Annotated in this window: 11 protein-coding genes and 1 rRNA gene; 9 read left to right on the top strand and 3 right to left on the bottom strand. The window is 59.7% G+C overall.

The annotated features are described in order from the left end of the window. Positions 1–69: 69 nt before the first annotated feature. The 3 genes from JOE39_RS22965 to JOE39_RS22955 all read right to left on the bottom strand — a co-directional run bounded on the left by JOE39_RS22965 (position 70) and on the right by JOE39_RS22955 (position 5140). A 16S ribosomal RNA gene (locus tag JOE39_RS22965) occupies positions 70–1608 on the bottom strand. Positions 1609–2200: 592 nt separating this feature from the next. Further along, on the bottom strand, positions 2201–3694 hold the full coding sequence (locus tag JOE39_RS22960) for a CoA-acylating methylmalonate-semialdehyde dehydrogenase (RefSeq protein ID WP_003422228.1): 1494 nt from the start codon (positions 3692–3694) through the stop codon (positions 2201–2203). A 99-nt stretch (positions 3695–3793) separates the two neighbouring features. Next, entirely contained in the window at positions 3794–5140 is a 1347-nt protein-coding gene (locus JOE39_RS22955; RefSeq protein ID WP_003414655.1) for an aspartate aminotransferase family protein, read from the bottom strand. Between the two features lie 111 nt (positions 5141–5251). Between JOE39_RS22955 and JOE39_RS22950 the strand changes: the two genes are divergently transcribed. The 9 genes from JOE39_RS22950 (at position 5252) to JOE39_RS22910 (ending at position 15673) form a co-directional block, all read left to right on the top strand. Continuing rightward, complete coding sequence (locus JOE39_RS22950; protein ID WP_003318626.1) at positions 5252–6172, top strand: LysR family transcriptional regulator; 921 nt, start codon at positions 5252–5254, stop codon at positions 6170–6172. A gap of 186 nt (positions 6173–6358) precedes the next feature. Next, positions 6359–7756: a nucleobase:cation symporter-2 family protein gene (locus JOE39_RS22945; protein WP_198706129.1), complete on the top strand. Its 1398-nt coding sequence runs from the start codon at positions 6359–6361 to the stop codon at positions 7754–7756. Positions 7757–7850: 94 nt separating this feature from the next. Further along, the gene (locus JOE39_RS22940) at positions 7851–8513 is read left to right on the top strand and encodes a TetR/AcrR family transcriptional regulator (RefSeq protein ID WP_003318629.1); all 663 of its coding nucleotides are present in this window, start codon (positions 7851–7853) and stop codon (positions 8511–8513) included. 32 nt (positions 8514–8545) lie between these two features. Then, positions 8546–9139: a YigZ family protein gene (locus JOE39_RS22935; protein WP_210078242.1), complete on the top strand. Its 594-nt coding sequence runs from the start codon at positions 8546–8548 to the stop codon at positions 9137–9139. A 532-nt stretch (positions 9140–9671) separates the two neighbouring features. Continuing rightward, positions 9672–11225 (top strand): ABC transporter ATP-binding protein, encoded by a 1554-nt coding sequence (locus tag JOE39_RS22930; RefSeq protein WP_210078244.1) that lies wholly within the window; start codon positions 9672–9674, stop codon positions 11223–11225. An 11-nt stretch (positions 11226–11236) separates the two neighbouring features. Further along, the gene (locus tag JOE39_RS22925) at positions 11237–12337 is read left to right on the top strand and encodes an ABC transporter permease (protein ID WP_004414954.1); all 1101 of its coding nucleotides are present in this window, start codon (positions 11237–11239) and stop codon (positions 12335–12337) included. Beyond that, complete coding sequence (locus tag JOE39_RS22920; protein ID WP_003318634.1) at positions 12337–13263, top strand: ABC transporter permease; 927 nt, start codon at positions 12337–12339, stop codon at positions 13261–13263. The genes JOE39_RS22925 and JOE39_RS22920 overlap by 1 nt, the downstream gene beginning before the upstream one ends. A 241-nt stretch (positions 13264–13504) precedes the next feature. Continuing rightward, positions 13505–14194 (top strand): SDR family oxidoreductase, encoded by a 690-nt coding sequence (locus JOE39_RS22915; protein ID WP_003318635.1) that lies wholly within the window; start codon positions 13505–13507, stop codon positions 14192–14194. Positions 14195–14317: 123 nt separating this feature from the next. Beyond that, a complete protein-coding gene (locus JOE39_RS22910; protein ID WP_198702036.1) occupies positions 14318–15673 on the top strand; it encodes an 8-oxoguanine deaminase in 1356 nt (451 codons plus the stop codon). The last annotated feature ends 72 nt before the right edge of the window (positions 15674–15745 follow it).

Genomic DNA, 15745 nt, shown 5'->3' with positions numbered 1-15745 from the left:
CTTCTAATCGTCTTCTTCAATGAATCAAGCAATTCGTGTGGGTGCTTATGGTGCAGCTGAGTCGTCGATTAAGGAGGTGATCCAGCCGCAGGTTCCCCTACGGCTACCTTGTTACGACTTCACCCCAGTCATGAATCACACCGTGGTAACCGTCCCCCCGAAGGTTAGACTAGCTACTTCTGGTGCAACCCACTCCCATGGTGTGACGGGCGGTGTGTACAAGGCCCGGGAACGTATTCACCGCGACATTCTGATTCGCGATTACTAGCGATTCCGACTTCACGCAGTCGAGTTGCAGACTGCGATCCGGACTACGATCGGTTTTGTGAGATTAGCTCCACCTCGCGGCTTGGCAACCCTCTGTACCGACCATTGTAGCACGTGTGTAGCCCAGGCCGTAAGGGCCATGATGACTTGACGTCATCCCCACCTTCCTCCGGTTTGTCACCGGCAGTCTCCTTAGAGTGCCCACCTTAACGTGCTGGTAACTAAGGACAAGGGTTGCGCTCGTTACGGGACTTAACCCAACATCTCACGACACGAGCTGACGACAGCCATGCAGCACCTGTCTCAATGTTCCCGAAGGCACCAATCCATCTCTGGAAAGTTCATTGGATGTCAAGGCCTGGTAAGGTTCTTCGCGTTGCTTCGAATTAAACCACATGCTCCACCGCTTGTGCGGGCCCCCGTCAATTCATTTGAGTTTTAACCTTGCGGCCGTACTCCCCAGGCGGTCAACTTAATGCGTTAGCTGCGCCACTAAGAGCTCAAGGCTCCCAACGGCTAGTTGACATCGTTTACGGCGTGGACTACCAGGGTATCTAATCCTGTTTGCTCCCCACGCTTTCGCACCTCAGTGTCAGTATCAGTCCAGGTGGTCGCCTTCGCCACTGGTGTTCCTTCCTATATCTACGCATTTCACCGCTACACAGGAAATTCCACCACCCTCTACCATACTCTAGCTTGCCAGTTTTGGATGCAGTTCCCAGGTTGAGCCCGGGGATTTCACATTCAACTTAACAAACCACCTACGCGCGCTTTACGCCCAGTAATTCCGATTAACGCTTGCACCCTCTGTATTACCGCGGCTGCTGGCACAGAGTTAGCCGGTGCTTATTCTGTCGGTAACGTCAAAACAATCACGTATTAGGTAACTGCCCTTCCTCCCAACTTAAAGTGCTTTACAATCCGAAGACCTTCTTCACACACGCGGCATGGCTGGATCAGGCTTTCGCCCATTGTCCAATATTCCCCACTGCTGCCTCCCGTAGGAGTCTGGACCGTGTCTCAGTTCCAGTGTGACTGATCATCCTCTCAGACCAGTTACGGATCGTCGCCTTGGTGAGCCATTACCTCACCAACTAGCTAATCCGACCTAGGCTCATCTGATAGCGCAAGGCCCGAAGGTCCCCTGCTTTCTCCCGTAGGACGTATGCGGTATTAGCGTCCGTTTCCGAGCGTTATCCCCCACTACCAGGCAGATTCCTAGGCATTACTCACCCGTCCGCCGCTCGCCACCAGGTACAAGTACCCGTGCTGCCGCTCGACTTGCATGTGTTAGGCCTGCCGCCAGCGTTCAATCTGAGCCATGATCAAACTCTTCAGTTCAAACATCTAACTGGGTTTTGAGAAAACCCTAAACTTGGCTCAGCAATCGTTGGTTACATCTTTGATTTCTCGCGGAGTAACTTGGGTTGCTGATAATCTGTTGACTTCAGTCTGACACCACAAGCACCCACACGAATTGCTTGATTCAGTTGTTAAAGAGCGGTTGGTTAAGACCCTTCGTCTCAACCGAGGCGCGCATTCTACAGCGTCCTCTGTATCTGTCAAGCGGTTATTTTAAGAAGTTTTCAAAGTTTCCTTTGCAACTTCAACCACTTGCGCTGCGATCAACTCTTGAGTTGCTCATCAGCGGGAGGCGAATTCTACAGCGTTACAACCGCGTGTCAAACTCTTTTTTCTCACCGCTGTCGATCAATCCAGACCCGACCTGCTTCCTCGCTGACTCCTCACTCCAAAACCTTGCAAACTATTGATCTACAAGGCTTTTTCGTTTCCGTCTGCGCCGGAAGTGGGGCGAATTATAGACACCTCAGCGAGGGCGTCAACCGTTAATTTAAAAAATCTTCGCCCTGCTTTGCGACGCCCCTGTAAACACGGGAGATCCTCTTTAAAGACGATCTCCCTTCCGTAGAATTTACAGGCTCGGAAAGGCAAATTGCGACGCTTCGTGGCTAGCACGTTGCGGCCAGCGCTGAGTAATGGCCTTGCGACGGGTATAGAAGCGCACACCATCGGGACCGTACGCATGCAGGTCGCCGAACAGGGAACGCTTCCAGCCACCAAAGCTGTGATAAGCCACCGGTACTGGCAGCGGAACGTTGACCCCGACCATCCCCACTTCAATCTCGTCGCAGAACAGACGCGCCGCTTCGCCATCGCGGGTAAAGATGCAGGTGCCGTTGCCGTATTCGTGATCGTTGATCAGTTGCATGGCCTGCTCAAGGCTGTCCACACGCACGATGCACAGCACCGGCCCGAAAATCTCTTCTTTATAGATACGCATCTCTGGCGTCACGCGATCGAACAGGCAGCCACCCATGAAGAAGCCCTGTTCGTGCCCGGCAACCTGAAGATTGCGCCCATCGACCACCAAGGTTGCGCCCGCTTGCACACCGTCTTCTATATAGCCGCCGACCTTGTCGCGATGCTGCCCGGTGACCAGTGGCCCCATGTCCAGGCCACAGGTCGTGCCCGCACCGATCTTCAGGCTCTGGATTTGCGGAACCAGCTTGGCCACCAATGCATCAGCGATCTGATCGCCAACGCACACCGCGACCGAGATCGCCATGCAACGCTCGCCGCAGGATCCGTAAGCTGCGCCCATCAAGGCACTCACGGCATTGTCCAGATCGGCATCCGGCATCAATACCGCATGATTCTTGGCGCCACCGAGGGCCTGAACGCGCTTGCCCCGCGCTGCGCCTTCCTTATAGATGTACTCGGCAATAGGCGTAGAACCGACGAAGCTGAGCGCCTTGACCTCCGGCGCTTCGATCAGCGCATCGACCGCGACCTTGTCACCGTGAACCACATTGAGCACACCCTTCGGCAGCCCCGCCTCATGCAGCAGTTCGGCAATCAACAGCGTTGAACTGGGATCGCGCTCCGAAGGCTTGAGGATGAAGCAGTTACCGCACGCAATGGCCAGCGGGTACATCCACAGCGGCACCATCGCCGGGAAGTTGAACGGGGTAATACCGGCAACGATACCCAGCGGCTGAAAGTCAGACCACGCATCGATGTTCGGCCCGACGTTGCGGCTGTATTCACCCTTGAGCACTTCAGGCGCGGCGCAGGCGTACTCCACGTTTTCAATGCCGCGCTTCAGCTCGCCCGCCGCATCTTCCAGGGTCTTGCCGTGTTCTTCACTGATCAATTGGGCAATGCGTGCCTCGTTCTGCTCGAGCAGCTGTTTGAAACGGAACATCACCTGAGCACGCTTGGCCGGCGGCGTATTGCGCCACGCTGGAAAGGCAGCCTTGGCCGAGTCGATTGCCTTCTGGACTGTTTCGCGATCGGCCAGCGCTACGGTGTGGATAACCTGCCCGGTCGACGGGTTGAACACATTGGCGCTACGACCTTCAGCAGAAACGAACTCGCCGTGGATCAGGTGTTGAATGCTGCTCATGGAAAACTCCGGATAAAGGCAGCGGGCGTGAGTCAGCTCACACCCGATGCGATAAAGGCACACATATAAGAAGAGAGCGCTGCCAGCGCGGTCAGTCGATCAGTCGATCAGATTCAGTGTTTCGCCGACGGCATCGAACAATCGATCAAGATCCTGCGCCTGGCTGTTGAAGGTCGGTCCGAATTGCAGGGTGTCACCGCCAAAGCGCACATAGAAACCTGCTTTCCACAGCTTCATACCCGCCTCGAAGGGCCGCACGATGGCATCGCCGTCACGCGGTGCGAGCTGGATGGCACCCGCCAGACCGTAATTGCGGATATCGACCACGTTTTTCGCGCCCTTGATACCGTGCAGCGCACGTTCAAAATGCGGCGCGACTGCGGCGGCCTGCTGCACCAGATTCTCCCGTTGCAGCAGTTCAAGCGCCGCCAGCCCGGCCGCACACGCCACAGGGTGAGCGGAATAGGTGTAGCCGTGAGGGAATTCGACGGCGTACTCCGGCGTCGGCTGGTTCATGAACGTTTGATAGATTTCGCTGCTGGCGATTACCGCGCCCATGGGGATGGCGCCATTGGTGATCTGCTTGGCGATGCACATCAGGTCAGGCGTGACACCGAAACTGTCGGCGCCAAACATCGAGCCCGTACGACCGAAGCCGGTGATGACTTCATCGAAGATCAGCAGGATATTGTGCTGATCACAAATCTCACGCAGGCGCTTGAGATAGCCTTGCGGTGGAACGATCACGCCGGCCGAGCCCGACATGGGTTCGACGATCACTGCAGCGATGTTCGACGCATCATGCAACTCGATCAGCTTGAGCATCTCGTCAGCCAGCGCGATACCGCCCGCCTCGGGCATGCCCTTCGAGTACGCATTGCTGGCCAGCAGGGTATGCGGCAAGTGGTCGACATCCATCAACTGGCCGAACATCTTGCGGTTGCCATTCACTCCGCCCAGGCTGGTACCCGCCACATTCACGCCGTGATAGCCGCGTGCCCGACCGATCATCTTGGTCTTGGTCGCCTGGCCTTTCAGCCGCCAGTAGGCACGCACCATCTTAACCGCCGTATCCGCGCACTCGGAACCCGAGTTGGTATAGAAGACGTGGTTGAGATTGCCCGGCGTCAGGTCGGTAATCTGTTCTGCCAGCTGGAACGACAGGGGGTGCCCGAACTGAAAGCCCGGCGAGTAATCCAGCACACCCAGTTGCCGGGACACGGCCTCCTGAATTTCCTTGCGCGTGTGCCCGGCGCCACATGTCCACAGACCGGAAAGCGCATCGTAGATCTTGCGTCCCTTGTCGTCTGTCAGATAGCTGCCATGCGCGGCCACGACCATGCGCGGGTCGCGCTGGAAATTTCGATTCGCGGTGTAAGGCATCCAGTGAGCATCGAGCTTCAACTGACGGGTGACAGGCACATCGGACACTTCGAACATATTCATGGGAGCAAGCCTCGCAGGCGCTGAACGATCAGTCATTGCAGCTAAGGTGCCACGCGGATAAAGTTCATAAAACCCGACTTTTACGATCTTTGGTTTGGTAATTACTAAACAATGAATATCCGTCGTTCCGATCCGATGTCGCAGGTCAGTGATTTTGATATCCGCTTGCTGCGCCTATTCAAAAGCGTTGTCGAAGCGGGTGGCTTTTCTGCGGCTGAAAGCGTGCTCGGCATTGGCCGATCCGCGATCAGCCAGCAGATGAGTGATCTGGAACAACGCCTCGGCCTGCGCCTGTGCCAGCGAGGCCGCGCCGGTTTTTCACTGACCGACGAGGGGCGCGAGGTCTATCAGTCGTCTTTGCAACTGCTCAGCGCGTTGGAAAGCTTCAGGACAGAGGTCAATGGCCTGCACCAGAACCTGCGCGGCGAACTGAACATCGGCCTGACCGACAATCTGGTCACCCTCCCCCACATGCGCATCACCCATGCCCTGGCCCGGCTGAAAGAGCGCGGGCCGGGCGTGCACATCAACATCCGCATGATTGCCCCCGCCGAAGTCGAGCGCGGTGTACTCGACGGCGGCCTGCATGTCGGTGTCGTGCCGCAGGCCAGTGCTTTGCCGGGGCTTGAGTATCATTCTTTATACAGCGAGCGCTCGCTGCTCTACTGCGCGGTCGGGCATCCCCTGTTTTACGCCGACAATGCCGCGCTGGATGACGCACGCCTCGCACAACAGGAAGCCATCGCTCCGACCTTTCGCCTGCCCAACGATGTTCAGGACCACTATCAGGCACTGACCTGCACGGCCAGCGCGTCTGACCGGGAAGGTATCGCCTTCCTGATTCTGACCGGTCGCTACATAGGCTACCTGCCCGATCATTACGCCAATGCCTGGGTGCAGGAAGGCAGGCTGCGCGCATTGAAACCGGATTCGAAGTTCTACGACCTCAACCTGGTGACCGTCACCCGCAAAGGCCGGCGCCCTCATTTGGTGCTGGAGAGCTTTTTGGAAACACTTGCCGCTACCCGATGACACATTTCTGCCCGGTAACTGGCCGCTTCGACGACGCTGCAGCGCGGGTTGAAAGCGCTATCAAGCTGATATTTATTGAAATAACCGGACTCAAATAAAAATAACCTGAGCAACTGGACAGTTTTTTGCAGTAGTCCCGAACAATGACACGCCAGCACATGGCATTTCCCCGTCCGAGACCTCGCCATGCAGCCTGAAACACTCGACAACGATGATCTGATCTACGGCCTGAACGATCGCCCCAAACCCTGGACGGCCCTATTGGCTGCGTTCCAGCACGTTCTCGCCAGCTTCGTGGGGATCATCACTCCGCCCCTGATCATCGGCTCGACCCTCGGCCTGACCCAATACATGCCGTACCTGATCAGCATGGCCTTGATGGTCTCGGGCACCGGTACGTTCATCCAGGCGCGCCGCCCGTTCGGTATCGGCGCGGGCATGATCTGCCTGCAAGGCACCAGCTTCGCGTTCCTGGGCGCAGTGTTGTCCGCAGGCTTTCTGGTCAAGCAGCGCGGCGGCAGCCCGGAGGACATCATGGCGATGATCTTCGGCGTGTGCTTTTTCGGTGCGCTGGTGCAGATCGCACTGAGTCGCTGCATTAGCCAGTTGCGAAGGGTCATCACGCCGCTGGTGACCGGCATTGTCATCACGCTGATTGGTGTGAGCCTGATCAAGGTGGGCGTGACAGACCTGGGCGGCGGCTTCAACGCGCCGGACTTCGGCGCCCCGGTGAACCTGGCGCTGGGCGCGTTCGTGCTGGCCGTGATCATTGTGCTCAATCGCTCGACTACGCCCTGGGTACGTTTGTCAGCCATCATCATCGGCCTGGCGGTCGGCAGCCTGGCCGCGTGGTTCAGCGGCAAACTGGTGCCGCAATCCTTGCACGACCTGCCGTTGATCAGCGTACCGATGCCCTTCCGCTTCGGCTTCAATTTCGACTGGAGCGCTTTCCTGCCTGTCGCGCTGATTTATCTGATCAGCAGCATCGAAACGGTCGGCGACCTGACCGCCAATTGCATGCTCGCGCGCCAGCCCATCAGCGGCCCGAGCTACCTGGCACGCCTCAAGGGCGGCGTACTGGGCGATGGCGTCAGCTGCATGATCGCCGCGACCTTCAGCGCATTTCCCAATACCACCTTTGCGCAAAACAACGGTGTGATCCAGTTGACCGGCGTTGCCAGTCGCTATGTCGGGCTGTACATCGGCGCGGTGCTGTTCGTGCTCGGGCTTTTTCCACACATTGGTGCCATCGTTCAGCAGATCCCTAAGCCGGTGCTCGGCGGCGCAACGCTGGTCATGTTCGGCAGCGTCGCGGCGGCCGGTGTGCGCATTCTGGCCCAGTCGCCGCTCGACCGACGCAGCATGCTGATCATTGCGACGTCATTGGGTGTCGGTCTGGGCATTGCGTCGCAGCCTGCGCTGCTGCATCAATTGCCGAAACTGGTGCAGAACCTGTTCGATTCGGCCATCACCAGCGGCGGTATCACGGCCATTGTCATGTGCCTGCTGATTCCGGAAAGCAAAGTCGCCGCCGCTACGACCGACGACGTGCCGGAACCCGAACCTGTGGAGCAACCACGATAACTTTGCATGCCGCGCCCGCACCGACGGCTGCGAGATGCTCGCCGGTGCGCTATCTGTTCATCCGTCGCGCCCTACGACCTGTCCGGAATTGCCCATGACCCTTGAAGTCCCCGCACACAGCGCTCACGTCACCAAGCCTGCAAGCCGTATTCGTCAGAAGAACGAAGAAGCGATCATTCAGGCGGCCGAAGATGAATTTGCCCGCCACGGTTTCAAGGGCACCAGCATGAACACCATCGCGATCAAGGCCGGGCTGCCAAAAGCCAATCTGCATTACTACTTCACCAACAAACTCGGCCTGTATGTCGCGGTGCTCAGCAACATCATCGATTTGTGGGACAGCACCTTCAACCACCTCAGCGTCGAAGACGACCCGGCAGAGGCGCTGGCCCGCTATATTCGCGCCAAGATGGAGTTCTCGCGCCGCCAGCCACAGGCCTCGCGGATCTTCGCCATGGAAATCATCAGCGGTGGCGAATGCATGAGCGAGTACTTCAGCCAGGATTACCGCCTGTGGTTCCAAGGCCGGGCCGCGGTCTTTCAAGCCTGGATCGACGCCGGCAAGATGGACCCCGTTGACCCGGTGCACCTGATCTTCCTGCTATGGGGCAGCACCCAGCACTATGCCGACTTCGCCTCGCAGATCTGTCGCGTCACCGGTCGCTCCCGACTGACGCGCCAGGACATGGATCAGGCCAGCAACAATCTCATTCGAATCATCCTCAAAGGTTGTGGGCTCACGCCGCCAGCCTTGTAGAATCGTCGCCTTGACGTCAGCTGGACACACGCATGCCTTTTACCCTGGTCGGCCCTTGCGAGTTTCGTGAAGAAATCCGCAAGAGCCGCTTCATCACCCTCGCCACCCCCATCGCCAGCCCGGCCGACGCACAGGCGTTCATCGAGCAGCACAGTGACTTGAACGCCACTCATAATTGCTGGGCATGGAAGCTCGGCGGGCAGTATCGCAGCAGCGATGACGGCGAACCGGGCGGCACTGCAGGCAGGCCGATTCTGGCCGCCATCGAAGCGCAGGCGTTCGATCAGGTCGTGGTGCTGGTGATCCGCTGGTACGGCGGCATTCAACTGGGGACAGGCGGCCTGGCGCGCGCCTATGGCGGCGGTGCCAACAAATGTCTGCAGCAGGCCGAGCGTCTGCCGCTGATCCAGCGCGCGTCGTTCTATCTTGAATGCAGCTTCAGTGAGCTGGCGCTGGTCAAGCTGCGTCTCGGCGAATTGAACGGTCTGGTGGAAAGCGAAAATTTCATGGCCAACGGTGTGCAGATGTCCATCGCCATCGGCCCCGAGCACACCGACACCCTGCAGCGCCAACTGGCCGATCTGAGTCGCGGCAGAATCCTTCTGCACGCAGCGCCGGAGCAATAGGCTCAGCCTCTGCGCCACATGTCACAATTGCCCACATCTACTGTGCATCCGGCTGTGGATAAGCTGAGCACACTCCACCGCGAGCCTTGCCGGGCTTGCGTTTCAGGCGAATGATCGTTTTTTGAGCAATTGCCGTGCGTGGATCCATAAAGAGTGCAAAAACAGCCTGTTAGCGCTTCTTAGTGCCTTTGGATGTTAACCGCCGCCGCATTATTCTCACTCAACGCGCTTGCGCACAGTATCTGTGGAAGAACCTGTGGATAACAGGTGCAAGGGTCGCGCATTGGTTCAGCGCACCGCCCTCCACGTCCGCTGTACATTTTTTGCTCAAGTCAAAGGGCCACATTGGCACGCGCCAGGCAAGCACGCCCCGAACTGGTGCTGAAACGAGCGCGCTCGATGGGCGAGGGCCGGTGACAGGGCCGAAAACTCCGTGCCTGGCCTTGATTCCGCGTGCCGGATGCGAATCCTGACTCCTTGGCCAGGATTTTGCTTTATCCACACGCGACCCACTTCTGCCTCAGAGCCTTTCATGTCAAACCACGCGATACCTGCGCGCCTGCAACTGCGCCACATCACCAAACGGTATCCCGGCTGCCTGGCCAACGACGCTGTCGACCTGACGATTCAGCCCGGAGAGATTCACGCCCTGCTGGGTGAAAACGGTGCGGGCAAAAGCACGCTCATGAAGATCATCTACGGCGTGACGCAGCCCGACGCCGGGACGATCATCTGGCAAGGCCGGGCGCAGACCATGCGCAATCCGGCACAGGCCAGAAGCCTGGGCATCGGCATGGTGTTCCAGCATTTTTCGCTGTTCGAAACCCTCAGCGTCGCGCAAAACATCGCGCTGGCCATGGGCGCAGCGGCAGGCACGCCCAAACAACTGGAGCCGCGCATCCGCGAGGTCTCTCAACGCTACGGCATGGCGGTTGAACCCCAGCGGCTGGTCCACAGCCTGTCGATTGGCGAGCGGCAGAAAGTCGAGATCATTCGCTGCCTGATGCAGGACATTCGCCTGTTGATCCTCGACGAACCCACGTCGGTATTGACTCCCCAGGAAGCCGAGGAGCTGTTCGTGACCCTGCGCCATCTGGCTCGAGAAGGCTGCAGCATTCTGTTTATCAGTCACAAGCTGGGCGAGGTGCGCGCGCTGTGTCACAGCGCAACCGTGCTGCGCAACGGCAAGGTCTCCGGGCACTGCATTCCCGCTGAATGTTCCGATCTGGAACTGGCGCGTTTGATGGTCGGTGATGCCGAAGGGCTGACCGCGCAGTATGAGAAAGCCAGCGGCGGCAAAGCCTTTTTGCGCATCGACAAACTGTCCTGGCACAACCCGGACCCGTTCGGCTGCTCACTCAAAGACCTCAGTCTGGAAGTACGCAGCGGCGAAATCGTCGGTATCGCAGGCGTAGCCGGGAATGGTCAGGATGAGTTGCTGGCGCTGCTCAGCGGCGAACAGACCTTGCCGTACGCCCAGGCGGCGACCCTGCGTTTCGAGGATGCCCCGGTCGGCAACCTGCGCCCCGATGCGCGGCGCAAGCGTGGCTTGGCATTCGTCCCGGCCGAGCGCCTGGGACATGGCGCAGTGCCGGAACTCAGTCTTGCCGACAACGCGCTGCTTACCGCCTTCCAGCAAGGGCTGGTGAGCAATGGCCTGATCCAGCGCAGCAAGGTGCGCGCACTGGCTGACGAAATCATTCGGCGCTTTGCAGTCAAGACGCCGGATGCACTGGCCCCGGCGCGCAGTCTGTCGGGCGGCAACCTGCAGAAATTCATTCTCGGTCGGGAAGTTCTGCAAAAGCCGAAACTGTTGATTGCCGCGCATCCGACCTGGGGCGTGGATGTCGGCGCTGCGGCGGCGATCCATCGGGCGCTGATTGCCTTGCGCGACGCCGGGGCCGCGATTCTGGTGATCTCCGAAGACCTGGACGAATTGTTCCAGATCAGCGACCGACTCGCCGCCCTGAGCGGCGGTCAGCTTTCCGACCTTATCCCTACTGAACAGACCAGCACCGTGCAAATCGGCGGCTGGATGGCGGGACAGTTCGATCATTCTCAAACCCAAGCCCACGTGCCTGGTTAACGGAGCAAAACATGCTGCTTTCTCTGGAACCGCGCGGCCAGCAATCGCGCGCGATGTTGTGGTGCTCCCCTTTACTGGCTGCGGTGCTGACCCTGGTCTGCGGTTCGCTGCTGTTCATCGGCCTGGGCCTGAACCCTGTGGTGACACTGCACACCTTGCTGATCGCGCCGGTCAGCGACTGGTACGGCCTGTCGGAATTGATGGTCAAGACCCTGCCGATTCTGCTCTGCGCGCTGGGTCTGGCGGTCGCCTATCAGGCGCGCATCTGGAACATCGGTGCGGAAGGCCAGTTGCTGCTCGGCGCATTGGCGGGCAGTGCCGTGGCGGTAAATATCATCGAGATGGAGAGTCGTTGGGCGCTGGTCATGGTGTTGCTGGCCGGCACCCTCGCCGGCGCTGCCTGGGCGGGCGTGACCGCCTGGCTGCGCACGCATTTCAACGCCAATGAAATCCTCACCAGCATCATGCTCAATTACATCGCCCTCAACTTGCTGCTGTACTTCGTCCACGGGCCGCTCAAGGACCCTGCCGGCATGAACTTCCCGGAGTCAGCGACCTTTGGCGACGCCAGCCGTCTGCCACTGCTGATGGAGGATGGCCGCGCGCACATTGGGGTGTACTTCGCCCTGTTCGCGCTGGTCGCGGTGTGGGTGTTGCTGCAACGCAGTTTCGTCGGTTTTCAGATCAAGGTGCTGGGCCTGGACAAGCGTGCTGCCGGATTTGTCGGCTTCCGTGAAAAACGCCTGGTCTGGCTGGCCCTGTTGATCAGCGGCGCGCTGGCCGGGCTGGCAGGCGTATCGGAAGTGACCGGCCCCATTGGCCAATTGGTGCCGCAGGTCTCGCCAGGTTATGGCTATGCCGCGATCACCGTGGCCTTTCTCGGCCGCCTCAACCCCATCGGTATTCTGTTCTCCAGCCTGTTGATCGCCCTGCTCTATCTGGGCGGGGAAAGCGCGCAAATGACCTTGAACCTGCCGTTGGCAATCACGCAGTTGTTTCAGGGGATGATGCTGTTTTTCCTGCTGGCCTGTGATGTGCTGATTCTCTACCGCCCACGTCTGAAACTGCACTGGGCCAAGCGCCAGATGACACCCGTCACAGGAGCCGCATGATGGATATCGACCTGCTGAGCAACATTTTCTACGCCATGGTCCGTTGCGGAACACCCCTGCTGCTGGTGGCGCTGGGCGAGCTGATCTGTGAAAAAAGCGGCGTCATCAACCTCGGTCAGGAAGGCATGATGCTGTTTGGCGCAGTGATCGGCTTCATCGTCGCCCTGAACACCGGCAACCTCTGGATGGGTGTGCTGCTGGCGATGCTTGCAGGCATGCTGCTCTCGGCACTGTTTGCCTTGGTGGCACTGGTGTTCAACGCCAATCAGGTCGCGACCGGGCTGGCGTTGACCATCTTCGGCGTCGGCCTTTCCAGCTTCGTCGGGGCCGCCTGGGTCGGCAAACCGTTGAGCGGTTTCGAGCCGGTCGCCATCCCGCTGCTCAGCGACATTCCGCTGATCGGCCGCATGCTGTTTGCTCAGGACCTGCTGGTCTACCTGTCCTTCGCCTTGTTCGCGCTGGTCGCCTGGGCACTGCTGAAAAGCCGCGTCGGGCTGATCATCCAGGCCGTCGGCGAAAACCCCGATGCCGCCAGCGCCATGGGCTTGCCGGTGTTGCGCGTGCGCACCCTCGCGGTGCTGTTCGGCGGCGCGATGGCCGGGCTGGCCGGGGCTTATCTGTCACTGGCCTACACGCCGATGTGGGCAGAAAACATGAGCGCCGGGCGTGGCTGGATTGCCCTGGCACTGGTGGTTTTCGCCAGCTGGCGCGTGTGGCGCCTGCTGCTGGGCGCCTACCTGTTCGGTCTGGCCAGCATTCTGCACCTGGTCGCGCAGGGCATCGGCCTGGCCATCCCATCCAACCTGCTGGCGATGCTGCCGTATGTGGCCACCATCATCGTCCTCGTCCTGCTCTCCCGCGACGCCCTGCGCACCCGGCTGTATGCGCCGGTATCGCTGGGCCAGCCCTGGCGTGCGGGGCATTGATGAAGCTAGCGGCGCAGAGGGTTGACGCAGAGCGTCACGAACGGCATTCCCACGCTGGAGTGCGGAACGATAATCCCGACTATCGTGCCAATGCTCCGCGTCAGGCATCTACCTTGAACGTTTTCGGCTCGCGAAGATTCCAACAGGTCATGGGCAGGAGTACGCTGCAAGGTCGAAACTTTCGAGAGGCCTTGCTGGCACTGCCATGGAGTCTGTCTCTCAATCTGCCAAGGAATCATTCATGACCACTACCAAGAAAACCGCTCTGATCATCGGTGCTTCGCGTGGCCTGGGGCTAGGGCTGGTGCAGCGCTTGACCGAACAGGGCTGGCAAGTCACCGCCACCGTACGTGATCCGCAAAATGCCGAAAACCTGAAAGCAGTCGAGGGCGTGCGCATCGAAGCGGTGGATCTGGACGAAACCGCCTCGCTTGAAGTGCTGGTCCAGAAGCTGCGCGGTGAGGTGTTCGACGTGCTGTTCGTCAATGCCGGCATCAGCGGCGCGGCACACCAGAGCGCTGCGAAGTCGACCGCTGCCGAGCTCGGGCAATTGTTCCTGACCAACGCTGTGGCACCGATTCGTCTGGCCGAGCGCTTCGTCGATCAAATTCGTCCCGGCACGGGCGTTCTGGCGTTCATGAGTTCGTGGCTGGGTAGCGTCACTTGCCCGGATGGCGCCAACCTTGCGCTGTACAAGGCCAGCAAAGCCGCGCTCAATTCGATGACCAATACCTTCGTTACAGAGCTGGGCGAGAACCGTCCTACCGTGCTGTCGATGCATCCGGGTTGGGTGAAGACCGACATGGGCGGCGAAAATGCTGCTATCGACGTCATGACCAGCACCACCGGGCTGGTCGAACAGCTCAATGCCTACGCCGGCAAAGGCGGCCATCACTTCATCGACTACCAAGGCAAGACGATTGCCTGGTAACCGGCCGCTCGACTAGAATCGCCGTCCTTCGCCGGGGCGCACCTGACCCCGGCGACCCTGGATCAGCAGACAGGGCAACACTGAGCTGGCTAACCTGAACCTGTCTTTCAGAGGAGCCGGCCCATGCCCGCGATCCGTATCTGGTTGAAAAATCCCCTTGCCGTGTTTACTGCCAATGACCTGGACGCCCGTGGCGGTCTGGTGATCGAAGGCGGCGTCATCACTGAAGTGCTGGCCGCCGGGCAGCTCCCGTCAAAGCACTGCAATCAAACGTTCGATGCCCGTGAGCATGTGCTGCTGCCGGGGTTGATCAACACGCACCATCACTTCTATCAAACCCTCACGCGGGCCTGGGCACCAGTGGTCAATCAGCCGTTGTTCCCCTGGCTGAAGACCCTGTACCCGGTATGGGCGCGCCTGACACCGGACAAGCTCGCGGTCGCCAGTAAGGTGGCGCTGGCCGAGTTGTTGCTGTCCGGGTGTACGACCGCTGCCGACCATCATTATCTGTTTCCCGACGGGCTGGAACACGCTATCGATGTTCAGGTGCAGAGCGTTCGGGAGCTGGGCATGCGCGCGATGCTGACACGCGGTTCGATGAGCCTGGGCGAAGCGGATGGAGGCTTGCCGCCCCAGCAAACCGTGCAGCAGGGCGAAGTGATTCTGGCCGACAGCCAGCGCTTGATCGAGACCTACCATCAGCGTGGCGACGGCGCACAGATTCAGATCGCCCTGGCGCCCTGCTCACCGTTTTCGGTCACGCCGCAGATCATGGCCGAGAGTGCGGCCATGGCCGAAAAACTCGACGTGCGCCTGCACACCCATCTGGCCGAAACCCTCGACGAAGAAGACTTCTGCCTGCAACGCTTCGGCCTGCGCACCGTGGATTATCTGGACAGTGTCGGCTGGCTGGGACCGCGTACCTGGCTGGCCCATGGTATCCACTTCAACCCCGACGAAATCGCCCGTCTCGGCGCAGCAGGTACGGGTGTCTGCCACTGCCCGAGCTCGAACATGCGCCTGGCCTCCGGCATTTGCCCGACCCTGGACCTGCTCGCTGCTGGCGCGCCGTTGGGGCTTGGGGTCGATGGCTCGGCGTCCAACGACGCATCGAACATGATCCTGGAAACCCGCCAGGCGCTTTATCTGCAACGCCTGCGCTACGGCGCCGAAAAAATCACCCCACAACTCGTGCTGGGCTGGGCCACCAAGGGGTCGGCGCAATTGCTCGGACGCACTGACCTCGGTGAACTGGCGGTGGGTAAACAGGCTGATCTGGCGTTGTTCAAGCTGGACGAACTGCGCTTTTCCGGCAGCCATGATCCGCTGTCAGCCCTGCTGCTGTGTGGCGCGGACCGTGCCGACCGGGTGATGATTGCAGGGCAATGGCGAGTGATCGACGGCCAGGTCGAAGGGCTGGACATCAAGCAACTGATTGCCGATCACAGCCAGGCCGCGCGGGAATTGATTCACGGCTGAACGTGCGCAACGATACTCTCGACTATCGTGCGACGCTCTGCGTCGGCATGCCGTTCAGGACGCTCTGCGTCC

Origin of the sequence: Pseudomonas sp. PvP100 (assembly GCF_017833055.1) — a bacterium.
GTDB classification, from domain to species: domain Bacteria; phylum Pseudomonadota; class Gammaproteobacteria; order Pseudomonadales; family Pseudomonadaceae; genus Aquipseudomonas; species Aquipseudomonas syringae.
The sequence above is the reverse complement of the archived record's forward strand: the minus strand, read 5'-3'. Positions and strand labels throughout refer to the sequence as shown.

Coding starts and splice junctions, on each gene's coding strand:
- JOE39_RS22925 (WP_004414954.1), top strand. CDS start 11,237: ATGCTGCTTTCTCTGGAACCGCGCGGCCAGCAATCGCGCGCGATGTTG.
- JOE39_RS22955 (WP_003414655.1), bottom strand. CDS start 5,140: ATGAATATGTTCGAAGTGTCCGATGTGCCTGTCACCCGTCAGTTGAAG.
- JOE39_RS22910 (WP_198702036.1), top strand. CDS start 14,318: ATGCCCGCGATCCGTATCTGGTTGAAAAATCCCCTTGCCGTGTTTACT.
- JOE39_RS22935 (WP_210078242.1), top strand. CDS start 8,546: ATGCCTTTTACCCTGGTCGGCCCTTGCGAGTTTCGTGAAGAAATCCGC.
- JOE39_RS22940 (WP_003318629.1), top strand. CDS start 7,851: ATGACCCTTGAAGTCCCCGCACACAGCGCTCACGTCACCAAGCCTGCA.
- JOE39_RS22960 (WP_003422228.1), bottom strand. CDS start 3,694: ATGAGCAGCATTCAACACCTGATCCACGGCGAGTTCGTTTCTGCTGAA.
- JOE39_RS22930 (WP_210078244.1), top strand. CDS start 9,672: ATGTCAAACCACGCGATACCTGCGCGCCTGCAACTGCGCCACATCACC.
- JOE39_RS22920 (WP_003318634.1), top strand. CDS start 12,337: ATGGATATCGACCTGCTGAGCAACATTTTCTACGCCATGGTCCGTTGC.
- JOE39_RS22945 (WP_198706129.1), top strand. CDS start 6,359: ATGCAGCCTGAAACACTCGACAACGATGATCTGATCTACGGCCTGAAC.
- JOE39_RS22915 (WP_003318635.1), top strand. CDS start 13,505: ATGACCACTACCAAGAAAACCGCTCTGATCATCGGTGCTTCGCGTGGC.
- JOE39_RS22950 (WP_003318626.1), top strand. CDS start 5,252: ATGAATATCCGTCGTTCCGATCCGATGTCGCAGGTCAGTGATTTTGAT.